At 63.4% G+C, this 23,575-nt stretch carries 22 protein-coding genes; 8 read left to right on the forward strand and 14 right to left on the reverse strand.

Features of this window, described 5'->3' with window-relative positions:
- Positions 1 to 9: 9 nt before the first annotated feature.
- Both FHW92_RS20155 and katG read right to left on the reverse strand, forming a co-directional pair.
- Positions 10 to 786: a sulfite exporter TauE/SafE family protein gene (locus tag FHW92_RS20155; protein ID WP_292691326.1), complete on the reverse strand. Its 777-nt coding sequence runs from the start codon at positions 784 to 786 to the stop codon at positions 10 to 12.
- 204 nt (positions 787 to 990) lie between these two features.
- On the reverse strand, positions 991 to 3,177 hold the full coding sequence (katG, locus tag FHW92_RS20160; protein WP_168605075.1) for a catalase/peroxidase HPI: 2,187 nt from the start codon (positions 3,175 to 3,177) through the stop codon (positions 991 to 993).
- A 195-nt stretch (positions 3,178 to 3,372) separates the two neighbouring features.
- Here katG and FHW92_RS20165 point away from each other — a divergent pair, with 195 nt between their 5' ends.
- Together FHW92_RS20165 and FHW92_RS20170 are read left to right on the forward strand one after the other, a co-directional pair.
- The gene (locus tag FHW92_RS20165; RefSeq protein WP_168605076.1) at positions 3,373 to 4,377 is read left to right on the forward strand and encodes a nitronate monooxygenase; all 1,005 of its coding nucleotides are present in this window, start codon (positions 3,373 to 3,375) and stop codon (positions 4,375 to 4,377) included.
- Positions 4,377 to 4,712, forward strand: coding sequence for a hypothetical protein (locus FHW92_RS20170; protein WP_168605077.1), 336 nt, complete (start codon positions 4,377 to 4,379; stop codon positions 4,710 to 4,712). Before FHW92_RS20165 ends, FHW92_RS20170 begins: the two co-directional genes overlap by 1 nt.
- On the opposite strand, the gene FHW92_RS20175 is transcribed toward FHW92_RS20170, so the two are convergent.
- The 4 genes from FHW92_RS20175 to FHW92_RS20190 all read right to left on the reverse strand — a co-directional run bounded on the left by FHW92_RS20175 (position 4,709) and on the right by FHW92_RS20190 (position 9,616).
- Positions 4,709 to 5,092, reverse strand: coding sequence for a hypothetical protein (locus tag FHW92_RS20175; RefSeq protein ID WP_168605078.1), 384 nt, complete (start codon positions 5,090 to 5,092; stop codon positions 4,709 to 4,711). The two genes, FHW92_RS20170 and FHW92_RS20175, sit on opposite strands and share 4 nt — an antisense overlap.
- Positions 5,092 to 5,511: a cytochrome c gene (locus FHW92_RS20180; protein ID WP_168605079.1), complete on the reverse strand. Its 420-nt coding sequence runs from the start codon at positions 5,509 to 5,511 to the stop codon at positions 5,092 to 5,094. Before FHW92_RS20180 ends, FHW92_RS20175 begins: the two co-directional genes overlap by 1 nt.
- Positions 5,508 to 7,085, reverse strand: coding sequence for an FAD-dependent oxidoreductase (locus FHW92_RS20185; RefSeq protein ID WP_168605080.1), 1,578 nt, complete (start codon positions 7,083 to 7,085; stop codon positions 5,508 to 5,510). The genes FHW92_RS20180 and FHW92_RS20185 overlap by 4 nt, the downstream gene beginning before the upstream one ends.
- A gap of 143 nt (positions 7,086 to 7,228) precedes the next feature.
- Positions 7,229 to 9,616: a TonB-dependent receptor gene (locus tag FHW92_RS20190; protein WP_168605081.1), complete on the reverse strand. Its 2,388-nt coding sequence runs from the start codon at positions 9,614 to 9,616 to the stop codon at positions 7,229 to 7,231.
- A gap of 203 nt (positions 9,617 to 9,819) precedes the next feature.
- Here FHW92_RS20190 and FHW92_RS20195 point away from each other — a divergent pair, with 203 nt between their 5' ends.
- On the forward strand, positions 9,820 to 10,353 hold the full coding sequence (locus FHW92_RS20195; protein WP_168605082.1) for a MarR family winged helix-turn-helix transcriptional regulator: 534 nt from the start codon (positions 9,820 to 9,822) through the stop codon (positions 10,351 to 10,353).
- Here the strand turns inward: FHW92_RS20195 and FHW92_RS20200 are convergent.
- A complete protein-coding gene (locus FHW92_RS20200) occupies positions 10,338 to 11,039 on the reverse strand; it encodes a nuclear transport factor 2 family protein (protein WP_168605083.1) in 702 nt (233 codons plus the stop codon). The genes FHW92_RS20195 and FHW92_RS20200 overlap by 16 nt on opposite strands.
- A gap of 88 nt (positions 11,040 to 11,127) precedes the next feature.
- Here FHW92_RS20200 and FHW92_RS20205 point away from each other — a divergent pair, with 88 nt between their 5' ends.
- Positions 11,128 to 12,057 carry an SDR family NAD(P)-dependent oxidoreductase gene (locus FHW92_RS20205; RefSeq protein ID WP_168605084.1) on the forward strand — a complete coding sequence of 310 codons (930 nt, stop codon included), beginning with the start codon at positions 11,128 to 11,130 and terminating at the stop codon, positions 12,055 to 12,057.
- Positions 12,058 to 12,259: 202 nt separating this feature from the next.
- Here the strand turns inward: FHW92_RS20205 and FHW92_RS20210 are convergent, their stop codons facing one another.
- From FHW92_RS20210 to FHW92_RS20225, 4 genes are read right to left on the reverse strand one after another with little or no spacing between them, the layout of a single operon-like run.
- Positions 12,260 to 13,051 carry a CmcJ/NvfI family oxidoreductase gene (locus FHW92_RS20210; protein WP_168605085.1) on the reverse strand — a complete coding sequence of 264 codons (792 nt, stop codon included), beginning with the start codon at positions 13,049 to 13,051 and terminating at the stop codon, positions 12,260 to 12,262.
- An 11-nt stretch (positions 13,052 to 13,062) separates the two neighbouring features.
- Complete coding sequence (locus tag FHW92_RS20215) at positions 13,063 to 13,560, reverse strand: DUF3237 domain-containing protein (protein WP_168605086.1); 498 nt, start codon at positions 13,558 to 13,560, stop codon at positions 13,063 to 13,065.
- A 12-nt stretch (positions 13,561 to 13,572) separates the two neighbouring features.
- Positions 13,573 to 15,750, reverse strand: a complete 2,178-nt coding sequence (locus FHW92_RS20220; protein ID WP_168605087.1) for a PQQ-binding-like beta-propeller repeat protein — start codon at positions 15,748 to 15,750, stop codon at positions 13,573 to 13,575.
- The gene (locus FHW92_RS20225; protein WP_168605088.1) at positions 15,747 to 16,613 is read right to left on the reverse strand and encodes a hypothetical protein; all 867 of its coding nucleotides are present in this window, start codon (positions 16,611 to 16,613) and stop codon (positions 15,747 to 15,749) included. The genes FHW92_RS20220 and FHW92_RS20225 overlap by 4 nt, the downstream gene beginning before the upstream one ends.
- A gap of 151 nt (positions 16,614 to 16,764) precedes the next feature.
- On the opposite strand from FHW92_RS20225, the gene FHW92_RS20230 reads away from it, so the two are divergent.
- Genes FHW92_RS20230 through FHW92_RS20240 form a run of 3 tightly spaced genes read left to right on the forward strand, consistent with a single transcriptional unit; the run spans position 16,765 to position 18,422 of the window.
- The gene (locus tag FHW92_RS20230; RefSeq protein WP_246870308.1) at positions 16,765 to 17,157 is read left to right on the forward strand and encodes a nuclear transport factor 2 family protein; all 393 of its coding nucleotides are present in this window, start codon (positions 16,765 to 16,767) and stop codon (positions 17,155 to 17,157) included.
- Between the two features lie 15 nt (positions 17,158 to 17,172).
- Entirely contained in the window at positions 17,173 to 17,652 is a 480-nt protein-coding gene (locus FHW92_RS20235) for a nuclear transport factor 2 family protein (RefSeq protein WP_168605090.1), read from the forward strand.
- A gap of 14 nt (positions 17,653 to 17,666) precedes the next feature.
- Positions 17,667 to 18,422 carry an SDR family oxidoreductase gene (locus FHW92_RS20240; RefSeq protein ID WP_168605091.1) on the forward strand — a complete coding sequence of 252 codons (756 nt, stop codon included), beginning with the start codon at positions 17,667 to 17,669 and terminating at the stop codon, positions 18,420 to 18,422.
- An 85-nt stretch (positions 18,423 to 18,507) separates the two neighbouring features.
- On the opposite strand, the gene FHW92_RS20245 is transcribed toward FHW92_RS20240, so the two are convergent.
- From FHW92_RS20245 to FHW92_RS20255, 3 genes are read right to left on the reverse strand one after another with little or no spacing between them, the layout of a single operon-like run.
- Positions 18,508 to 19,998, reverse strand: coding sequence for an aldehyde dehydrogenase (locus tag FHW92_RS20245; RefSeq protein ID WP_168605092.1), 1,491 nt, complete (start codon positions 19,996 to 19,998; stop codon positions 18,508 to 18,510).
- Positions 19,995 to 20,951 (reverse strand): SDR family oxidoreductase, encoded by a 957-nt coding sequence (locus FHW92_RS20250; RefSeq protein ID WP_168605093.1) that lies wholly within the window; start codon positions 20,949 to 20,951, stop codon positions 19,995 to 19,997. The genes FHW92_RS20245 and FHW92_RS20250 overlap by 4 nt, the downstream gene beginning before the upstream one ends.
- 3 nt (positions 20,952 to 20,954) lie before the next feature.
- Positions 20,955 to 22,469 carry a carotenoid oxygenase family protein gene (locus FHW92_RS20255; protein ID WP_168605094.1) on the reverse strand — a complete coding sequence of 505 codons (1,515 nt, stop codon included), beginning with the start codon at positions 22,467 to 22,469 and terminating at the stop codon, positions 20,955 to 20,957.
- Between the two features lie 194 nt (positions 22,470 to 22,663).
- On the opposite strand from FHW92_RS20255, the gene FHW92_RS20260 reads away from it, so the two are divergent.
- On the forward strand, positions 22,664 to 23,539 hold the full coding sequence (locus tag FHW92_RS20260; RefSeq protein ID WP_168605135.1) for a dienelactone hydrolase family protein: 876 nt from the start codon (positions 22,664 to 22,666) through the stop codon (positions 23,537 to 23,539).
- Positions 23,540 to 23,575 lie beyond the last annotated feature (36 nt).

Below are 23,575 nucleotides of genomic sequence, written 5' to 3' on the forward strand. Positions count from 1 at the left end.
TGCCCGGGATCAGGTCAGCGCCTTGTAGATCGCAAAGGAACTGGTGGCCATCAGCACGATGCTGACCATAATGAGCAGATGCTTGGGCGCGATGCGCTTGGCAAACCATGCGCCAAAGGGCGCGGCCAACAGCCCGCCCACCAGCAAGCCGCCGGTGACGGTGGTGAAGGCCGAAAAGCCCGAATTATAGATGAAAGTGGCCGAAACCGCGAAGGTCAGCACGAATTCGGCGGTGTTGACCGTGCCCACGGTCTTGCGCGGATCGGTGCCTTGCAGCAGCAGGTTGGAGGTGACCACCGGCCCCCAGCCGCCCCCGCCCGACGCATCGAGAAAGCCGCCGATCAGCCCCAGCGGCATCGTGATGCGCGCCTCGTCATGCAGCTTTTCCGAAGGGTAGTGGAACGCCTTGTAGAACAGGTAAAGCCCGATCAGCGCCAGATAGGCCATCACAAAGGGCCGCGCCACCGAAGCATCAATATGCGAAAGCACCGTGGCCCCCGCCACACCGCCGATCACCCCCGGCACGGCAAGCCGCCCGAACAGTTTCCAGTCCACATTGCGATGCAGGATATGGCTGAGCCCCGAGGCGCCCGTGGTGAAGAATTCGACCAGATGCACCCCCGCGCTGGCCCGCGCGGGCGGCACGCCCATCGCGCTGACGAGCAGCGTGGAGGAGATCACGCCAAAGGCCATGCCCAGCGCGCCATCCACCAATTGCGCGGCAAAACCGATGCCGATGTAGGGCAGAAGCGCTTCAAGGCTGAAAGAGGCGAGGCTGAGGGACACGAAAGGCTCTCTTCTGTCTGAAAGGCGCCCGGTTTGGCGCTGCGCCGCATGGAAAACAGATTAGCGCATGTCTTGCAGCAAAGAAATTCTATCAAAGTGGTGGAGATTATGATTTTCATGCAAAACCCCTCTTCCGGCTGTGCCGAAAGAGGGGTCGCGGGGCCGGCCGTGAGGGGATGGAGCCAACCCGTGGATAAAAATCTATCAGAGATCGAAGCGGTCGGCTTCCATCACTTTGGTCCATGTTTTTGCGAAATCGGCCACGAAGCGGGGCAGGGCGTCATCGGTGGCGTAATATTCGGCCAGCGCCCGCAATTGCGCGTTCGAGCCAAAGATCAGATCGACACGGCTGCCATGCCGCTTTGCATCGCCACTGGCGCGGTCATGGCCGGTGAAGCTGCCATCCTCGTTCTGCGTCCACACCAGCGCCGTGGTGGCGCCCAGCAGGTTGCGGAAGAAGTCGTTGGAAAGCACGCCTTCGCGGTCGGTGAACACGCCCAGCTTCGAACCCGCGCTGTTGGCGCCCAGCACGCGCAGGCCACCCACCAGCACCGTCATTTCCGGCGCGGTCAGGCCGAGCAATTGCGCCCGGTCCACCAGCAGTTCCTCCTCCGAACGCGCCAGTTCGCCGGAACGGAAATTGCGGAAGCCATCGACCTTCGGCTCCAGCACGGCAAAGCTTTCGGCATCGGTCTGCTCGGCCGTGGCGTCGGTGCGGCCCGGGTGGAAGGGGATCGAGAGCGCAACGCCCGCCGCCTTGGCCGCCGCCTCGACCGCCGCATCGCCGCCCAGCACGATCAGATCGGCAAGGCTGACCTTCTTGGGCGCGTGGGCCTCGTCGAACCCGGCCTTGATCGCGGCGTAAACCGTCAATGCGTTGGCCAGTTCCTCCGGATCGTTCACCGCCCAGTCGCGCTGGGGTGCCAGAGCGATGCGCGCGCCATTGGCCCCGCCGCGCCGGTCCGACCCGCGATAGGTGCTGGCCGAGGCCCATGCCGTGGCCACCAGCCGCCCGATCGACAAGCCCGAGCCAAGGATCGCGACCTTGAGCGCCGCCACATCGCCCGCATCCACCAGCGGGTGGTCGACCGGCGGCACGGGGTCCATCCAGATGCGCGGCTGCGCGGGAACCTCGGCGCCCCGATAGCGGGTGATCGGCCCCATGTCGCGGTGGGTCAGCTTGAACCACGCCTCGGCAAAGGCATGGGCCAACTGGTCGGGGTTCCGGTGGAAATTCTCGGATATGGCGCGATAGGCCGGATCGGTAATGAGCGCGATATCGCTGGTGAACATCATCGGGGCGTGGCGCTTTGCCGGGTCATGGGCATCAGGCACGGTGCCCGCGCCCGCATCGCCCTTGGGTTTCCACTGATGCGCGCCCGCCGGGCTCTTGGTCAGTTCCCATTCAAAGCCGAAAAGCGTGTCGAAATAGCCATTGTCCCATTGGGTCGGGTTGGGCGTCCATGCGCCTTCCAGACCGCTGGTGATGGCATCGACGCCGCGCCCGCTGCCATGGGTGCTGATCCAGCCCAGGCCCTGCGCGGTGATGTCGGCGGCCTCGGGATCGGGGCCGACCAGGGCGGCATCGCCCGCGCCATGCGCCTTGCCGAAAGTGTGGCCGCCCGCGATCAGCGCCACGGTTTCCACGTCATCCATCGCCATGCGCGCGAAAGTTTCGCGGATGTCGCGCGCACTGGCCAGCGGATCGGGTGTGCCGTTGGGCCCTTCGGGGTTTACATAGATGAGGCCCATCTGCACCGCGGCCAGCGGGCTTTCCAGTTCACGGTCGCCGCTATAGCGTTCGTCGTCCAGCCACTTGGCCTCACGGCCCCAATAGACGTCGTCTTCCGGCTCCCAGATGTCCTCGCGCCCGCCGCCAAAGCCGACGGTGGGCAGGCCCATCGATTCCAGCGCGCAATTGCCGGTCAGGATCATCAGATCGGCCCAGCTCAGCGCCTCGCCATATTTCTGCTTGATCGGCCAGAGCAGCAGGCGCGCCTTGTCAAGGTTCACATTGTCGGGCCAGGCGTTGAGCGGGGCAAAGCGCTGGTTGCCGGTCGAGGCGCCGCCGCGTCCGTCAAAGGTGCGGTAGGTGCCCGCGCTGTGCCAGGCCATGCGGATGAAGAGCGGGCCGTAATGGCCGTAATCGGCGGGCCACCAGTCCTGCGACCGGGTCATCAGGGCAAAGATATCGGCTTTCACCGCCGCCAGATCGAGCGCTTCAAAGGCTTGCGCATAGGCGTTCCGGCCCTTGGGCGCGACCTTTTCGCTGTGCTGCGAGAGGACTTTCAGGTTCAGCCGGTTGGGCCACCACATGTCATTGGTGAGCGCGGCCACAACGGCGGTGCGGCTGGCTTTTGCGTGGAAAGGGCATTTCGATTCAGCGTTCATGGTGCATCCCCTTTGGTTTGCCTGATGGCCAAGAATTATTCCATGTTTACTTATCGGCGAAGCTGCATGATTGTATTACAGTGATCGAATTTGGCGATTATGGTGCGCAAGGCCGCTTGCCTGATCCGCGCGGGGGCCCTAAGGGCGCGCATCAGATTTTGCGCAGGCCGCGCCATGATGCAGGAGGAATTGCCGATGCCCACCAAGACCGAAACCCTGATGGCGCGCGGCAAGGCATTTCTGGGCAGTGAATATGCGATCCTGTGCGGCGCGATGAGCTGGGTTTCGGAACGCAATCTGGTCTCGGCGATCAGCAATGCGGGCGGGTTCGGCGTGATTGCCTGCGGGGCGATGACGCCTGAACTGCTGGATGCGGAAATCGAGGCCACCAAGGCGCTGACCTCCAAGCCCTTTGGCGTCAATCTGATCACCATGCACCCCAAGCTGTTCGAACTGATCGAGGTTTGCGCGCGCCATGGCGTGACCCATGTCGTGCTGGCCGGGGGGATTCCGCCCAAGGGCAGCGTCGAGGCGATCAAGGCTTTCGGCGCCAAGGTGCTGGTCTTTGCCCCGACGCTGGCGCTGGCCAAGAAGCTTCTTCGCTCTGGCGCGGATGCCTTGGTGATCGAAGGGTCTGAGGCAGGTGGTCATATCGGGCCCGTATCAACGTCTGTGCTGGCCCAGGAGTTCCTGCCCGCACTGGCCGAAGATTATCTTGTTTTTGTCGCGGGCGGAATTGGGCGCGGCGAGGCTATTGCCTCCTATCTGGAAATGGGCGCGGCGGGCGTGCAATTGGGCACCCGCTTTGCGGCGGCGAGCGAGTCCATCGCCCATCCCGATTTCAAAAAGGCCTTCTTCCGCGCCGCCGCGCGTGAGGCTGTTGCCAGCGTGCAGGTCGATCCGCGCCTGCCGGTGATCCCGGTGCGTGCGCTGAAGAACAAGGGCACCGAGGAATTCACCGCCAAGCAGCGCGAAGTGGCCGCCAAGCTGGATGCGGGCGAGGTGGACATGCATGACGCGCAATTGCTGATCGAGCGCTACTGGGCGGGCGCGCTGCGCCGCGCGGTGATCGAGGGCGACGTGGAAAACGGCTCGCTGATGGCGGGGCAGTCGGTCGGCATGGTCACCAAGGAAGAGCCGGTGGCCGATATCATGGCCTCGCTGATCGCGGAATGCGAAGCGGCGCTCAATAAGCGCTGATGGCACGCGCCGATCGTCTGGAGCGGCTGGAGGCCCAGCGCGAGGAGGCAGAGGCCGAGTATCGCGCGGCGCTGATCGCGGCGCTTCGGGTTACGGCGGCGGGTCAATGGGGCCTGTTCGATCATCAGCAGGACCGCCATGCGCGGGCGAAAGCCGCGCCGATGCTGGCCGAGCTGAACGATCTGGCCGAAACCATTGACGGTATGCGCGAAAAACTCGGCATGGAGGCGTTTGCGCTCCATGCCGAGTTTCTGGCCGCGCGCGGGCCGGTGCGGTCCGACGCGGTCGGAGAGCCCAAAAAGGCCGCCGCATGGTTGCAGCGGCTGGGCGCCTAACCCCAGCGGTTGATTTCCGGCTCCCTGCCCAGCGACCAGCGGAACAGGTGGTCGCGGGTGGAAATCGACGGCGGCAGGCGCCGGTCATCCTGACGGCGCATGCCCTGCAGGCGCAGGGCGAGCGACAGGGCGACATAATCGCTGTGCCGGGTCAGGCCCTCCATGCGGCTGACGGCGGCGATCCGGCGCGGGTCGATGCGCCCCTGCGCCAGATCATGGCGCGACGGATTGTGCGAGGCAGCAGCAAAGGCGGCGCTTTCGGGAATGCGGCTGTCATAGATCAGCAGGGCAGGGGCGGAGGCGGCCAGCGCCGGTCGCGCCGCGATCAATCCGGCCGCGCCCGCGCCCTGCAACAGACGGCGGCGGGAGAGGCGCAGCATCACTTCTTCCCTCCCTTTGGCCCCGGCTTTTGCGCCAGATAGGCCGCCACCGCGTTCAATTCCGCATCGGTGAGGTCCACGCGGGTCTGGGCGGGCATCGCCCCCTTGCCGCCGCGCACCACCGCCTTGACGTAATCGGCGGTCAGATCCCGCCGATTGGCCAGCAGGCCATCGGAGGGCGGGCGTTTCATCATCATCATCTGCTTGGTCAGCAGATTGCTGCCCATGCCGCCCGCCAGATGGCAATAGCCGCAGGAATGCTCAAACACCGCCTTGGGGTCGCGTCCCGGTTGCAGGCGGTCGCCCGCAGGTTGGGCCGCGCGCATCTGATAGGGCGGCAATTCGGGGACGCCGCCCGGCGCGGCCGCCATGGCCGGGATCGGAGCGAGCAGCGCGAGGGCGATCAGGAACCGGCTCATTCCGCGCCCTCCTTCTGCAAGGCGCGATAGGCCGAGGGCCAGATGCCCTGTTTGCCCGGCGCAATGATGCCATTGGGGTCCAGCGCGTCCTTCACCTTTTCGCCAAAGCGGCGCAGCGCGTGGTCGTTGAAGTCGAACGTGTCCATCACCCGGTCCATCCAGCCCAGATGGGTGCGATATTCGCCGTAACCGGCCTTGGCGGTCTCGGTGATAAGCGCGTTGAACAGTTTTTTCATATTGTCGACCTGCGCCGCATTGTCGCGATCATACATCAGCATGTTGACATTGTTGGCAAAACGACCGCCGATGGTGAAGCTGGCATAGAAGTCCACATCGTGATCGGCGATGATCTTGCGGCTGCGCTTCAACTGTCCCATCACATGTTCGGACGTGGCGGGCACCACCGGCGAGAAGCCCAGATGCGCCCCGCGGCCGCCCACCCAGTCCGACATCTGCAACGGCACCGCCGAGGGTGTGCCCAGCGCCAGATCGAGCGGCGGCTTGGGATCGCCCTGACGCCACCACACCTCCATGGCCGGGGCGGCGAGGTGGCGCTTGAAGGCGGCCTTGATCACCTCGGCCTTGGCCTTGTTGACGCTCTCGTCGCCATAGAGGCGGATCGAGACGCGCCAGTAGCCAAGCTGATATTGCTTGAGCAATTCCTTGACGCGCCATTCGGGCATGGCGGTCGGTTTATCCCAGAAATCCTTGCGCGTGCCCAGCACGACGATCTTGCCCAGCCAACTGGGGATGAACACGTTCTGGTCGATCACGCCCGCGATTTTCAGCGGCGTCACCGTGTCGATGACCCAGCCGATGTCCTCCTCCTCGGGGATATCCCAGGTCAGCTCAAGGCTGGTTTCAGGCGCGGGCTGCATCCACAGGCCCGCCTTGGTGACCACGCCAAGGTTCGACTGGCTGAAGGCCAAGTCCCAAGTCGGGCCGTAATTCATGGGGAAGAGGTGCCAGGCCGGATTGTCCTTCATCGCGCCCATGCCGGTGCGCAAAAGGTCGCCGTCGGGCAGCACCGCCTCGATCCCGCACAGGTTGCGCGCGTGCAACCCATAGGGCGTATAACCGATGCCGTGTTCGAGCGCATTGCCGATCACGCTGCCCCAGCCATTGCCGGGGACCGAGAGCCAAAGCGGCGCCTTTTGCCGCTCCACCTCGTCATGCAGGTCGAAAAAGCCCACGCCCGGTTCGACCACCGCATAGGCCAGCTTTGGATCGAGTTCGAGGATGCGGTTCATCCGCCCCAGATCCAGCACCACAGAGCCCGCCATGCGCGGCGCGGCGGTGCCATAGCCAAGGTTCTTGCCCCGCGCGACCGGCCAGAGCGGCACCTTGTATTCATTGGCGATGCGCACGATGGCGCGCACTTCCTCGACCGATGCGGGCGCGACGGCGGCCGATGCGGGCCAGCGCTCGGGCGAGCCGGGGGCATAGGCATCGGCATAGGCATCGCGGTCGGCATCGGATGACATCACCCATCCGGCTCCCACAACCCCGGCAAAAGCCTTGAGCGCGGCGTCAAAGGATTGCGGGCCAACCCGCGGCGGCAGGGTCAGTTTCACGGACCTCTTCCTCTCCAATTTTTATAACAATTGTTATGGATGATGCGCATCGCGCGTGCGCCTGTCAACCGGGAAAGTGACGCGCAGAAAAAAGGGGCGGACCTTGCGATCCGCCCCCCAAAGTCGGGTCAAAAATGCGCAGTTCAGAACGACTTGCGTACCGAAATCGCCCATTCACGCGGACGGCCCACATTGCTGTAAACCGTGCCTGCCGAGGCATAGAGCGCCTGGAAGCGCAGCGGCAGATAGTAATATTTGTCAAACAGGTTCGACACTTCAAAGCTGATCGCCAGATCCTGCTTGGGGTTCTTCCAGGTCAGGCGCGCATTGGCGAGCGCAAAGGCCGGGTTGTAATCCAGCGGGCTGGTCACGGTCAGGCGGCCGATCTGCTGCTTGCCGGTATAGACCAGGTCGAAACGCGGGGTCAGCGTGCCGTTGCTGCCGCCCAGATCGGCGGTGTACTGAATGCCCGCGCTGCCACGCCAGTTGGGCGAGGTGATCGGATCGGACAGTTTGATCGAGGTGACCTGCGCGCTGATCCGGTTCCATTCGCCATCGATCCAGCTCAGCGTGGCGTCGATGTTCAGGCCGTCAATCGGCGTGGCCGAAAGTTCGCCTTCAAGACCCCACATCTTGCCATCGCCCGCATTCTGAATGGCGGCGCAGGGATAGGGATCGGTGCCCGGCGCGAAGCCGTCGAGCAGCGAACAATCCGAGATCGGCAGCTGGATGTTCTTGTAGTCATTGACGAAACCGGCCAGGTTCAGGCGCAGACGACGGTCGAACAGATCGCTCTTGAGGCCCAGTTCATAAGAAGTGAGCGTTTCGGGGCGGAACGTGCCGTTGGTGGCCTGCGTCTTGGTGAACGGACGCGCCGTCACGCCGCCGCCCTTGAAGCCGGTGCTGACCGTGGCATAGGCCATCAGTTGCGGGCTGAAGCGATAGTCGGCCGAAATGCGCCAGTCGAGCTTGTTGCCGTCGTAATTAGCCACGCTGCCATTAAGCGCGCCCACGCCGAACGGATCAACCAGCGCGCCGCCCGACCAGTTCTGGCGGACAAAGGTGTAATCCTTGTGCTCGCTGGTATAGCGCAGGCCCGCCGTCACGTTGAGTTTGGAGGTGGGATGCAGGATCAGCGTGGCAAAACCGGCCTTGGAATTGGCCTTGACCGGATCGTTGCCCTGGAATTGCAGGTAGAAGCTGGGCACGTTCGGCACGATGTAGCGAATGTCCTGACGGGTGAAATAGACCGAGGTCTGGTCATTGTAGAAACCGCCGATGGTCCATTCGGCCAGGCTGCCGATCTTGCCGTTCAGGCGCAGTTCCTGGCTGAAGAAGCGGAAGGTAAGGTCATTGTAACCGGCCCCGCCTATCGGCCCATAGGGGGTGAAATCGTCGTCGGTGCCAAAGGTCTGGTGATACTTGCGATAGGCGGTGATCGACTGGAGGTTGAGATTGTCGCTGAGCGTGTACTTCAGATTGCTCGACACGCCCCAGCCGGTGAACATCGTGTTCATCGGCATCGTATAGGCCTGCCCTGCCTGGCCGCCGGCGGGCATGTAGAAATTGGCATAGGTGCAGAAATTGCCGCAGCGGAAATCGACCCCGCCGGTCTTGGCCGTGTTGTCCACGGTCAGCACACTGGCGGCATTGCTGCGGTTTTCGTAGGTGTAATCGCCCGAAACGATCCAGTCGAGCTTGTCATTCGGGTTGTAGCGGATCGAGGCGCGCGCGCCGGTGTAATTCTTCTCGCCCAGCTTGCCGATCACACAGCCCTTGCCGGTATTGGGATTGCCCGTGATGCCCAGCGAATTGCCGGGATTGGCGCAGCCATAGTCGATCATGTTCACATAGCCGTCCTGGCGCTTGTGAACGCCCGAAACGCGCACGAACAGCGAGTCAGTCAGCGCGAAATTCATGCTGCCGCGCAGGTCCAGACGGTTGCGCGCACCATAGGCAGCCTCGATATTGCCCGAATTTTCCGCGCTCGGCTTGGTCGAGAACATCTTGATCGCGCCGCCGATCGAGTTGCGCCCCGTCAGCGTGCCCTGCGGGCCGCGCAGCACTTCAACCCGGTCGAGGTCGAGCAGATCCATCACCGAGCCGGTGAGCGAGGCATAGTAAACATCGTCGATATAGATGCCCACGCCCGGTTCATAGGCGGGGTTGAAGTCATATTGGCCCACGCCGCGGATATAGGCCGCCATCGAGGAGCCGAAAGCGCCGCCCATTTGCGTGAGCTGAACGTTGGGGGCCTGGGCGGCAATCTGGCTGATGTCGGTCTGGTTGCGCGACTTCAAAAGGTCGGAGGTTACCGCCGTGATCGAAAGCGGCGTGTCCTGCAGCTTTTGCGAACGGAACTGGGCCGTCACCACGATTTCCTTCAGCCCATGCTCTGCGGCATCGGCGGGCGGAGCGTCAGCGGCTTCGGCGGCGAAGGCGGGCGCGGCGCTCAGCGCACAGGCCATCGCCGTGGTGGCAACCGCCTGAACCAGGCGCGCGCGAGTAAAGATGCCAATAGTCCTGGCCATGATTCCCTCTCCTATATCGGGCTGTTTCAGCCCTGACGTTTGTGAGTGATACATACGATTTTCAACTTGGCAAGCAGGCTTGGGGGTTTTTCTTGGGCGCGGCCTGCTTGATAGGGTTACTGATGCGAAAAGGTCACATTCGTTAATGTGAAAAGGGGAAAAAACTTGCCTTTCGCTCCCCGGATGTGGTTAGTTTCACCACCATGAACAGCAGTAACAGCATGCCCGCTTCCCCGCCCGAAGACGCCTCCCCTGAACCGGGTGCCGCCCCAGCCGAAGACGGTCTGACCGACCTGCTGATCAGCCTGCTCAAATTGTGCAGCCTGATCGGCGATCCGATGAAGGTCGGGGTATGCGATCCCTTCGCCGCTTCCACCAACGAGGTGAAGGTGTTGATGGCGCTGGCCGGTGAAGGACCGCTGGCCGGGCATGATCTGGTGCATATTACCGCCATGTCTGCGATGAATGTCAGCCGGGCAATCGCGGGGTGCAAGGCGCGCGGCTGGGTGGAGGATTTCAACGACCCGGAAAACCGCCGCCGCCGCCCGGTGCGCCTGACCGAGGATGGCGAGGCGACCTATCGCCGGATGCAGCCGATGCTGCACGGCGTGGCCGAAAGCCTGCTGGGCAAACTGACGGTGAGGCAGCGGCGGGAAATGGGCCATTTGACCGATCTGGTTCTGCGCCGCATCGCCGAATGGGAAGCGGCGCAGCCTCAGGATCAGGCCGGTTCCTGAACCTGTCCGGCGAGCAGGGCGCCGAAACGCGGATGGGCAAAATGCATCGGCACATCATGGCGATGGGGCCAAGTCTGGCGCAATTCGGCGGTGCGAATTTCGTCCGGGCCGATGGGGTTGGCCGGATAGCATTCGGTCAGCGGCTGAAGATGCGCGGTGGTCTTTGACCAGCCGGCTTCATAATCGCCCTGCCACTGCATCATGTAATCGAGGCGCTTGATCTTCCAGACGCCATTTTCCTTAACGTAATCATTCTCATAGATGCCTGCCTCCATAAATTGCAGCGGCAGGCCCTGCGGCTTGAACTCGCGGCTTTCATGGCTGCCGCCAAACAGCATGCCGCGGAAGCGGCCCTTGGCGGTCTGGCCATCGGGGGCGATGGTGATGATGTCCTGCATCTGGAAATGGTCGAGCAGGAAGCCATAGGCGGGGCCTTCCTCGCCGGGCGCAAGGAACAAAGATTTGAACCATGTGCCATAAAGACGATAGGCGCCCTCGCGGCCCTTGTAGATCCCCGAAAGAAAGATAACCTCGCCGTCTTCGGCAAAGAGATTGGCTACATCTTCGGCCCGGTTGAAGTCGATATAGTAACCATAGGCCCAATGCAGGCGGCGGATCGCGTTGATATCCTCCAGCTCCTGCACGCGCCGCTCCAGCGCGGCCAGACGGGCGTCTGTATCTGCCATGTCACTCTCCCATATTGCCAGCCCGATTCCTTGGGGCTATTTGTATGCTATACTAACAATCATAATGCTCTTGGCGAGAGGAAAATGCATGGGCGAGGAAACGAAAGACTGGGCAGGCCGGGTGGCCTTTATCAGCGGCGGCGTATCCGGGCTGGGCTTTGGCATCGCGCGGGCCTTTGCGCTGGCGGGGATGCGTCTGGCGCTGTCCTGGCGCAACGAGGATTACCGCAGCAAAGCCGCAGCATGGTTTGCGCAAAACGGTCTGGAGGAGCCATTGTGGGTGCGCCTCGACGTGACCGACCGCGAGGGATTTGCCCGCGCCGCAGCGCAGGTCGAAGAGCATTTCGGCGCGGTGCATGTGGTGGTCAACAATGCGGGCGTCTCGGTCTTCGGCAATACCGCCGAGGCATCCTATGACGATTACGACTGGATCATGGGGGTCAACTTTGGCGGCGTCGTCAATGGTGTGGTCTCCTTCCTGCCCGCGCTGCGCCGCGCCACCGGCCGCCGCCATGTCGTCAACATCGCCAGCATGGCCGCCTATCTCTCCGGCCCTCAGGCGGGGATCTACACCGCCAGCAAATTCGCGGTCCGTGGTCTGACCGAAAGCTTGCGCTATAATCTGGTGCCGCTGGGCATCGGCTGCTCGCTGGTCTGCCCGGCGCTGGTCGCGACCAACGCATGGGATTCCGCCTTTCGCCGCCCGGCCGAATTTGCCGACAGCGGCTTTGGCGAGGTGAACCGCGGCGCGCTCGAACATTTCGGCAAGGTCTTCTCGGCTGGCATGGATCCGCTCGAAGCTGGGCAGCGCATCCTGTCCGGCATGAGCGAGGGGAAGGGCCTGATCTTTACCCACCCGGAATTCGCCGAGGATTTCAAGGCGATCTATGAGGATAGTCTGGCTGCTCTGCCATCGGATGAAGCTCCCCCTGAACGGCTGGAGGTCGAGCGGATGCGGCGGGCGGCGAACAAGGCGGCGCTGGAGGGGCGGGAGATTACGATTGCGGATTTGAATTAAGAAGCGGGTTTGCCTCCGGCGGGCAAAGGGCGGGGGCCCTTTGCAATCCCGTTTTGGGGGTTGCGCTAAGATTTCCGCGCCGCAGGCAATATCTTAAAGCCTGCGGCGCGGCGACGTCACGCTTCGGGCGATATTGTGCACCACATAAATAGTAACGGGATTGCAAAGGGACAAGTCCCTTTGCCCGCCGGAGGCACCTATTCTATTCCCACCAATATGCCGTCGCCCGCATCTCAATACTCGCCCGCGGCGGCGCATCCCCCGGCGCGTTGGGATCGTTAAACGCGACATGGGGAATATGCCGCGCGGCGGCTTCGTCGCTGTCCTTGGTCTTGAACAGGATGGCCTCGCCCGCATGCATGTCGGGGTAGTAGAACCAGCGATGCCCCGGATTATGCGCGACGACCAGCCCTTCAAAGCCCCATTCACGCCCATCGGGTTCATCGAATATCGCATCCGCCACGATCAGATCTCCTGCCGCCACGCTGCGCGCATCGCACAGGGCGAGGGGCACATCCTGCGGCGCGGGCGAGAGGGCGCGCCAGATGTTGATCGCGGCATAGCGGCGAAAGGGCCGCCCGCCCGCGCCGCGCTCGGCCATCATGCGCGATGATCCATCGGCCACATCGATATGGGCAAAGCGGGCAGGGTGGGAATTGTTGCCGCTGCCCGCGAGGCCCGATTTTTCCGAAAAGCGCAGGATGCCGTGGGGCGTGACCTTCACCTCGTCAGCCCCGGTGACGCTTTGGACCAATGCCGCAATCTCGGCGGCATAGACGCCGGCGATCTGCGCCGGATCGCGCCAGTCCGAGACCGCGCTGTCATGCAGCGCCAGTGTAAACCCCTCGCGGTCGATGTCCGCATTCAGCCCTCGCGCGCTTTCCACGTGCATCGGGTGTGAAACAATGTCCAGCACATCGCGGTGATGGGCATTGGCGTAATAGCGGGGCCGTTCCACCCCGCGTCCGGAATAGGCGATCTGGGCGGTGGGCATCGCGGCCTCCTTTACGTCAGCGCGTAATAGCGCACATGGTTGCCATCCGGGCGGCGCTCGCCGATGCCGATGAAGATGTGGCGGGTCAGCCAGTCATGCTTGCCCTTGCTGGTTTCAAAGCTGGGCTGGGCGCGCAGGTAATATTCGGCATGGGGCACCGGATCGCCGCCTGCAAAGGCCCATTGACGCAGCCGGTCCATCACGCCCGGCTCGCGGCCCCAGAGGAACCCCTTGTTCTGCATATAGATCAGCGTGCCGTCTTCCTCCTCCAGCATATAGCGGGCGTCGAAACAGGCGGTGTCATCGGGGCGGAACAGCGCATAATCGCCGCCCGAATTGGGCACGGCGCGGCCGCGCAGGCGCGGGCCTTCAAACGTGCCCTCGTCCACATAGACCGCGCTGCGCATACCCCCCGATGGGATGTCGGGCACCATCTGGACCCGCGTGAAGCGCAAGGTGCAGGCGAAGGCGAATTCGAGGCGTGGGTTTTCGAGTGTGGAAAATTCCATGGGGTTCGGCCTCTAGTAATTGGAAAGAATGGTCAGCGCCGGTCCGTCGAGCGGCTTTTTCGCCTTCACCTTGGCCAGTTCCTCGACGCGGGTCTTGGATTGCAGGTCGATCAGATAGGCGTGGATCGCATCGGCGTCCGCTGGCGTCAGGATGTCATTCCAGCGCGGCATTCCGCCGGGCACCAGCAGGCCGTCGAGCAAGATCTGGCGGAAGGCCTCATGCGTGCCCGGCTGCATCCGGCGCAGGTCGGGCGTGATCGAGCGGTGGCGGTTGGCGTGGCAGATCGCGCAATTGGCGAAGAACAGCCCTTGCCCGCGCGCGATGGTCTCTGGCGTAACGCCCGGTGCCTGCGCAGGCGGTTCGGGCGCCACGGTCAGCGCGGGCAGGCGTGGCGGGGGCGTCATTCGCGCCTTGCCGTCCAGCTTGAACACCAGCAGGCGGTTGGCATTGACCCGGTTATAGGCGGCGGCATAGCGCGGCACAAAGGGAAAGCCCCCGCCGCCCCAGCCCGCCGCCACGGCGATATATTGGGTCTTGCCGATCATATAGGACATCGGCGCGGCAAGGATGCTGGTGCCGGTGTCGATGGTCTTGATGATGCGCCCATTGGCTGCATTGCGCACCACCAGTTGCCCCGCGACATTGCCATGCACCATGATCCCGCCCTCGGTCACCAAGGCCCCGCTGCGGTCCTGCCAGCCCTGCATGTCGGCGGCCCAGACGGTCTTGCCGGTCAGAGGATCGAGTGCGCGCATCTGCGCCGTGCCGGGGTTCTTCACCGCCTCGGCAAAGGCGGGCAGGGCTTTGACTTGGGCTGCCAGCGGCGGGGGCAGCGTATCGACCGCATCACCCACATCGGTGGTGAAGATCAGCGCGGCGTCATTGTTCAATCCCCGCGCCTTCAAAGGCTTCTGCCCCGGCGTCATGAAGATCAGATTGCCGATATCCAGCACCGCGCCATAATAGAGCCCAGTCTTGGGACTATAAGCCGCGCCATGCCAGTTGCGCGCGCCCGGCGTACCGGGAAACACGATCTTGGGCCCGGTGGTGTAGTCGGCGTTCTCCGGGGTCAGATTGGGCCGCCCGGTCTTCAGATCCACCCCGCTGGCCCAATTGACCCGCGCAATCGCATTGGCGCGCAGCAATTTCCCGTCGCGTCGGTCGAGCACATACATGAACCCGTTCTTGGGCGCATGGACGACAACCGGGCGGTCCTCTCCATCCAGTTTCACATGGGTCAGCACCATCGGTTGGGTGCTGGTGAAATCCCAGTTGTCGCCGGGTGTTTCCTGATAATGCCATTTCATCGCGCCGGTTTTGGGATCAAGCGCGACCACTGAGCCGATATAGAGATTGTCGCCGCCCGATGGGCTGCGCTTGGATGTGGCATAAGGCCCGCCATTGCCGGTGCCAATCAGCACCAGCCCGGTTTCGGGATCATAATGAATCGCATCCCAAGGTGCCCCGCCGCCGCCAATGTCCCAGCGGCTTTTCGGGTCCCATGTTTTCAGCGCAGCCTCAAGTTCTGACCTTTCCTGCGGCCCCAACGCCGGATCGCGCGGCACGACATGCCAGCGCCAGCGGATCTTGCCGGTCTTCAGGTCCAGCGCGGTGACATAGCCGCGCACGTCATATTCCGCCCCCGCCATGCCGATGATGACCACATCGCCTGCGACTTCGGGCGCGCCGGTGGAATTGTCGCCCTTGGCGCGGTTTTCGATAAAGTCGGTCTTCCACGCCACCTTGCCGGTTTTGGCGTCCAGCGCATACATCCAGCCATCGAGCGCGGCGATGAACACTTTGCCATCGGCCACGGCCAGCCCGCGATTGACCATATCGCAGCAGGCGGTGCGGTTGAGCTGCATATCCACCTGCGGCTCAAACGCCCAGAGCAGGCGCCCGGTGGCCGCATCATGGGCATAGGCCCGGCCCGCCACGCCAGCCGTATAGAGCACACCGCCCACCATCACCGGCGTCGCCTCCATGCCCCGCGTGGTGCCCAATTCGGCCATCCATGCAAGGCCGAGGCGCGGGGCATTGGCGGGGGTGATTTGGGTCAGGCGGCTATAATGGGTCTTGCCCGCATCGCCGCCGGGGTTGGTCCATTGCGCGCCTGCGCCCTCCGGCTGGCCCGCAGCCAGTTGGGTGGCGATGGCGGCGATGGCCAAAGCGCCGATCAGCCGCTTCATGGCAGTTCCTCCTGCGGCCACGGACTGGGCATGCGATAGGGCACGGTGATGAAATTGGCCTCGATCTGACAGATCATGCCGTGGTCGATCTTGAAGAGTTCGGAAATGTAGAAGGAATGCGGGCGGCGCACCGGGCTGTTGACCCAGCGCCCGTCGGTCAGTTGATAGCGCTCGAGCTTGCCCGAATGGTCGATGAAGCCGAAGGCCAGTACGAGGCCGCGCTCCTCATCCACCAGCGGGAAGCGGCGGGCGCGCAACTCATCGTCATAGCGGTAATTGCCCATGCGGAACTGTTCCTCACAGCCCAGCGCGGAAACGGGAACGATTTTGGCAAAATCGGGGTTGCGCGTGGTCTGCACGCCATTTTCCACCCGGTTGCAATCGGGGTGAAAGCGTGTGTGGATCGTGCCGTCATTCAATTGCAGCGTGTCGAAATAGCCGTTCGACAGGCGCACCATTTCGGTGCGGTCCACCGGGGCCTCGGCATCGCTTTCAAGGATGGGCTTGGTCCAATAGCGCGGGTTTTCGAATTTGATGCCCGAATCGCTTTGTCGCACGATGCACATTTCGCATTGCGTGATCTGGCCCGCCGCGTTGACGGCAAGGCGCAGGGTAAAGCCCGATTCCTCGATCGCCTCGATGATCGTGCCGAAATAGCCGACCTGGCCCGTGCGTGTGTCGGCAAAGCGGAGCTGGTATTCGCCGATGCCCTGGATGGTGTTCCACACGCCATCGCCGGGGTCCAGCATGACGTTGTTTTCGGAAAATTGCGCATCGGGCGCCCAATCGAGCGCGCCCGCATCGCGCGCCGCCAAAGCCGCCAGAAACCTGTCGAGCACGCCATAAAGCGCGGTCCGATCCATAACCTCTCCCCAATTATCTGGCGACAGGGGAGTGAGGGGTATGGTCCCTGTCGCTGGTTGTATCCTGTCTGGCATATGCTATCAATTGTTACAATAGCCATTGCGCGGACAGGCATGTTCATCGCGCAAAAACAACAGGCAGGGGAGAGAGATGATGGCGCGGACTGCGCAGGAAGAGGCCAATCTGCGCCTCGTGATCGAGATGTATCACAAGGTTTTGATCGCGATGGATTCGCAGGCCGTCGACCACTATATTGCGCCCGATTATGTGCAGCATTCCTCGCTGGCCGAGCCGGGCGTGGAGGCTTTGAAAGCGTTTCTCGACAAGGTTCGCGCAGAGAGCCCCGATGCGCGCCAGACCATCCATCGCACCTTGGTCGATGGCGACATGGTGGCGGTGCATGTCCATGTCGAACGCTTTCCCGGCGATCCGGGGCTGGCCGTGGTGGATATCTTTCGTGTGGCGGGCGGCATGATTGTCGAACACTGGGATGTGCTGCAGGAAGTGCCCGCGAATCCCGTCAATCCCAATTCCATGTTCTGAACCAGGGAGAGTGTCATGCTGCGTTTTTCGATGGCCGCCTTCATGTTGCTCCTGGCCGCGCCGGTCGGGGCGGCGCCTGCCAAAGGGCCTGCCAAAGGGGGTGTTTGCACAATGACGCCCAAGCAGGTCGTGGCCCGGTTCATGGACGAGTTTTACATGAAGAAGCAGGTGCGCTCATCCTTTGAGCGCTGGGTCGATCCCAGCTATATTCAGCACAATCCCTATGCCGCGACCGGGCGCGATGCCGCGATCACTTTCCTGGAAAAGTTTGTCAATGAAAACAAGGGGCAGCATACCAAGATCCACCGCATCATCGCCGACGGCAATCTGGTCGCGGTCCATTCGCACGGGTGGAACGAGGGCGGCGATGCGGCGGCCCAGCGCGGCTTTGCGGTGGTCGACATCTTTCGCGTCAAGGGCTGCCGGGTGATGGAGCATTGGGATGTGATCTCGCCCGTGCCGGAACATTCGGCCAATACGAACACGATGTTTTGACGGAGGCCTGAGCGATGGTGTCGATTTCGGGCGAATTTGTTGACCGCTGCGTGGTGGTGCTTGGGGGCACGGCGGGGATCGGCCTTGCCGCCGCCCGCCGCTTTCGCGAGGAGGGCGCCAAGATTGCCGTGACCGGGCGCAATCAGGCGATGCTGCGCGAGGTGGCCGAGGATCTCGACGCCTTGGCCATCCGCAGCGACATGGCCGATCCGCAGCAAAGCGCGGGCGCGATGGCCGAAATCGAGGAGGCGCTGGGCGGGATCGACGTCTTGTTCGTCAATGCGGGCGTGGGCGGTTTTGCCCCGGTCGAGCAAGTCACCGAGGAATTCTGGGACCAGATCCATGATGTGAACTTGCGCGGCGCGTTCTTTGCGATTCAGCGCGCCCTGCCGCTGATGCGCGATGGCGGCTCGATTGTCATTACCGGCTCGATCGGTTCGCTGGCGGCCGTGCCGGGCAATGTGGTCTATGCTGCGGCCAAGGCAGGGCTGCGGGCGATGGCGCGCATTCTGGCCAAGGAATTGCTGCCCCGCCGCATCCGCGTCAATATGGTCAGCCCCGGCCCCACCGACACCGAAATTTTCAAGCGCGATGCAAGCCCGGAAACTATCGCCGAAATGAAGGCAATGATGGCGGGAGTGGTGCCAATTGGTCGCATGGGAAGCTCAGAAGAGCTTGCCGAGGCTGTGTTGTTTCTTGCCAGCGCGCGCGCATCGTTTATCAATGGCGTCGACCTATTCGTCGATGGCGGCTGTATCGAGCTGCGTTGACCCGACATCACGAACTGTGAGAGGGGAAGGGGGCGTCGCCGTAATCTGGCCGGCGCCCCCTTTCGGGTTTTGGCCCTTTCGGGATTTAAAGCGCCGATGGCATCCCATCGAGCAGGATGGTCTTCAATTCCGTATAACCCAGCAGCCCCTCGATCCCGCCTTCGCGGCCAAGGCCCGATTGCTTGAAGCCGCCAAAGGGCAGGCCGAAATCCATGCGGAGCCCGTTTTGTCCGACCGCGCCCGTGCGCACCGCCCGCGCGATGCGATAGGCCGCATCGACATCCTGCGTCAGCACCGAACCATTGAGGCCGAAGCTGGAATCATTGGCGATGCGGATGGCGTCGGCCTCATCCTCATAGGGGATCAGTGCCAGAACCGGGCCGAAGATTTCCTCCTGCGCAATACGGCTGGCATTGTCGACATTGGCAAACAGGGTTGGCTCGATGAAATAGCCCTTGGGCAGATGCGCCGGACGGGCGCCGCCATGGACCAATTGCGCGCTGCGTTTGCCTTCCTCGATATAGCTCTCGATCCGCTCCAACTGCCGCTTCATCGCTACCGGGCCAAGCTGGGTCGTCGGATCGTCGCTGTGGCCGATCTTCACTTGCGCCATTTCGGCGGCAATCGCGGCGGCCAGTTCGTCATGGCGCGCCTTGCTCACCAGTACGCGGCTCAGCATCGCGCAGACCTGTCCGCTCATCATGCAGATGGTTCCGGCAAAGATCTTCGCCGCCACCTCAATGGGGAAATCGTCCAGCACAATCGCCGCCGATTTGCCGCCCAGTTCCAGCGTGCAGCGCGCAATCCGCTCGCCGCAGACCTGCGCGATGCGTTTGCCCGCCACGGTCGATCCGGTGAAGCTGACCTTGTCCACGCCCGGATTGCAGATGAGATGATCCGACGCCTCGCGGTGGCCCGTCACCAGATTGACCACGCCTGCGGGCACGCCCGCCTCCTGCGCCGCCTCGGCGATGATATAGGCCTCCAGCGGGGTTTCGGGACTGGGCTTCATAATCACGCAGCACCCGGCGGCCAGCGCATAGGCCACCTTGTTGAGCATGATGCCATAGGGCCCGTTCCATGGCGTAATCGCGGCCACCACGCCCACCGGCTCATAGGCGACCAGCCCCACCGCCGCGCCCACCGTGGGGCGCTTTTCGACCCAGTCGAACCCTTCGGCCATGGCGATGATGCCGTCGAACGTGGCATTCGATCCGCCCTGCATGATGCCGGAAAAGCTGGCGAGGCCACCCATCTGCATCGACCATGCCCGCGCCGTTTCGCCAACGCGCGCGTGCAGGATCGCGGACATGCGCTTCATCACCGCGAAGCGTTCACCCGGCTGCATCCGGGGCCATGGGCCATGGTCAAAGGCATGGCGCGCAGCGGCGACGGCGGCATCCATATCCGCCTCATCGGCCTCGGCCACGGCGGAGACCACTTCTTCGGTATCGGGGCTGATCTGTTCGATCATGCGACCCGAATGGGCGGCCACCCACGCGCCGCCGATGAACAGGCGGTCCTTATGGGCAATATTGGGTTCAACCGGGGTAATCTGGGGGAAGGGGGCGTTCATTTCGCATGTTCCATCGGTTGGGCGGCCGCGCGCAGCATGTCTGCATGGGCCTCGATCAGGCTGCGCACGCTGCGGGCCGGGCGGCCGGTGAGTTTTTCAACGTCATCGCTGCAAATGGCCAGAAAGCCCTCGCGGATCGCGGCGCCGAATGTCACCATGTCGTCGCTGTTCCACGGGATGCCGTTGACGCTTTGGTCGTCGACCGGGCGGCGCGGGATGCCCATCGCGTCAAAGATCGCATATTGCGCCTCGTCCGAGACGGGTGTGTAGGCCAGCGGCACGCCGGTGACCTGCGAGAGGATCGCGGTCACTTCGGCAAAGCTCTGCAACTCCGGCCCGGTGATGTTGTAGATCCGGCCCGCATGGTCGCGCGTTCCGGTGGTAATATCGCGCAACACCGCCACCGCGCTTTCCACGCAATCCTCGCGCCAGACCATCGCCTCGCGCCCGTCGCCCGCGTTCGAGATCCATTGGCCGCTGCTCATCACGCCGGGCCCGGCCATCACGATCATCGCATCGGCATAATGCGCATCGCGCAGCATGGTCCAGTCCATGCCGCTCTCGCGGATCAGGCGCTCGGTTTCGATGTGATCGTGGCGCACCTCGGCGGGGTTGGCCGGATCGTCGATGCCGATGAAGCTGGTGTAGAGGATATGGCGAACCCCCTGCGCGGCGGCGGCATCAATCGCGGCCTTGTGCTGAGCCACGCGTGCGCCCACCCGCGTGCCGGAAATCAGCAGCATGGTGTCCGCCCCCGCCACCGCATCGCCCAGCGTTTCGGGCCGGTCGAAATCGCCATAGCGGATGGCGGCGCCCTGAGCCTCGCGGTCGGCCAGTTTGGCGGGGGTGCGGGAGATCAATACCAGCTGATCCCCCAGACCCGCCGCGATCAGCCGGTCGGTGACGCCGCGACCATATTGGCCGCTGGCGCCGGTGATAACGATCCGGCCCATCGCTTAAACTGCCGCGTCCAGAGCGCCCTGCGGCACCCACCAGCCATGGACCTGCGGTCGCAGGCGGGCGGGGATGGCGACCTTAGCCACAGGGCCTTTGTGCAGCGCGCCCGCATCCAGCACCCATGCGGCATGTTCGAACTGGTTATCGCCGGTCTGATGATCGACGATGGTGACGATATAGCCCAGATGGTCGGGATCATTCGACGGCACATGGACCGGCTCGTTCAGGCTCCACCCCACCGGCAGCGCCAGCGCATCGAGCACCTGACCGGCCGCGCCCGCGACATCGAGGCGGATGATCGTGTTGAACATCGCCCCCACCGGACCACCGGCCAGCGGCGGCCCCTTCATCTGCGGGTCCATGGTCAGCATCCAGCCATAGGGGTTGGGCCGCCCCTGCATCTGCGCCGGGATCAGGGGGAAATCACCCGGAGGCCCGACCACGCTTTGCGTCACGTCTGTCGCGTCGCCCTTGGGGGCCACGCTCCAGCGGGTCAGCGCGCCTTGCACCTCCCACGGGGCCATATGGATGCCCGAAGCCTCGCGGATGAAGGGGAAGGCGTTGGTGTTCGACAGGCACTGGTCGAAATGGATGATGCCGTTGGCATCTTCAAAGGCGTTCATGAAGTGATAGGCCGAAACCCCCTTCGGTCCCTTGAACCAGCGCATGTCCGAGACATTGCCATAGCGCGGCATGATGCCCAGCCAGCTGTCGGTTTCCTGTTCATGCACCCAGTGATCGCCGCCCGCTTTCAGGCGTTCGAGCGAACAGGTGGTGGGATAGATCGGGAACAGCGCGTAATTTTCGGTGATCGCGAAATCATGCATCATCGCGCAATAAGGCGCATCGAACCACTGCTCGCTGGTCAGATGGCCGTCCTTGTCGACGATCAGATAGGCGATCTTGGTGCTGGCCTCGCCATCGGCCTCATAGCCATAGAGGAACATCTCGCCGGTCGCGGCATCGATGCGGACATGGGCGGTGACGGTCTTTGATTTCAATTTGCCGCCAAAGTCATAGGAGCCGAGCGTTTCCAGCGTGATCGGGTCCATGCGATAGGGGCGGCCATCCTCCTTGGTCATCAGCAGACGTCCGGCGTGCCACACCGGCGTGGTGTTGGCCACGGTGCGATCAACGCCCGCCACATCGGCATCGTCGGTGAAGGGGTTGCGATAGCGGCCAAAGCGGGCATGGCCTTTTTCTTCCTCGGCCAGCCAGCGCGCGGTGCGGACATAGCGGATCGCGTAATCGACGGTGTTGTCGGCGTTGAAGGAAACGCGGCTGATCATGCCGTCGCCCGAGAGCACATTGTCGTCATCGAACTTGGGCGCGAAATGCGGGTCGGGCACGGCGCGATAGAAGCTGCCCAGCACCTCGGGGGGCAGGGTGCCTTCGACCTTCAGGCCCGTGAGCGTAAGTTCCTGTCCGACCGGCTGATTAAGGCCGATAAAATGCGGCGTTTGCGGGAATTGCCTTGCGTTTGCGGGCGCGTCGGCCCCTGCGATTGTTGCCATGATCCTCACCTTTTTATCGTAACGTTTGTTAGCATCTTATGCGCTTTGCGGCCTCATGCAATCCCCTTTCGACGGCCGGGCGCGCAAATTGTATCGCCCGATTGGGCGTGGTTGAATTATCTCCGTTTCTGCGCCAGCTTTGCGCCGGAAAAACGGCGGGCCGCGCGGGCCTGTCCATCAAGGAGAGCATTCCCATGTGCGACGAACTCACCATCGCCGATGACGATGCCAATGCCGCCACGCGCGGCCTATCGCGCCGCCAGTTTGCCGCCGTGAGCGCAGCAGGCGCCGCCGCCGCCATGGCCGGGGCGCAGCAGGCGATTGCCGCAGGCGCGGCGCTCAAAGAAAACGCGGTGGCCATCACCACGCCCGATGGGCAATGCGACGCTTTCTTTGTCCACCCCGCCACCGGCAAGCATCCGGGCATTATCGTGTGGCCCGACATTGCCGGTTCGCGCGACGCCTATAAGGTGATGGCGCGCCGTCTGGCCTCCGATGGCTATGCGGTCCTGCTGGTCAACCACTACTATCGCACGGCCAAGGCGCCGCTGCTGAACAGCCTTGCCGAATGGCGCACCCCGGCGGGCGGCGAGAAGCTGAAGCCCGCCATCGCCGCGATCACCACGCCGGGCATCATCAGCGATGCCAAGGCTTTCGTGGGCTGGCTGGACAAGCAGGCGGCGGTGGATACCAAGCGCAAGATCGGCTCGGCGGGCTATTGCATGACGGGCGGCTATACCGTGCGCACGGCGGCCGCCAATCCCGACCGCGTGACGGCCTGCGCCAGTTTCCACGGCGGCGGACTGGTGGGCGATGCGGCCGACAGTCCGAACAAGCTGATCGGGGCGACCAAGGCGGGCTTCCTCTTTGCCATCGCCAAGAATGACGATGCGCGCAGCCCCGGCGACAAGGATGCGCTCAAAGCCGCCGCTGCGTCCGCCGGGCGTCCGGCCGAGGTCGAAGTGTACAATGCCGATCATGGTTGGTGCACGCTGGACGCGCCATCCTATGACAAGGGCGAGGCGGACCGCGCCTATGCCCGCCAACTCGCGCTTTTCGCCAAGCTGTAAAGAGAAAGGGGGAGGTTTTCGGCCTCCCCCTTTCCC

Source organism: Novosphingobium sp. SG707, assembly GCF_012275515.1.
Classification (GTDB): domain Bacteria; phylum Pseudomonadota; class Alphaproteobacteria; order Sphingomonadales; family Sphingomonadaceae; genus Novosphingobium.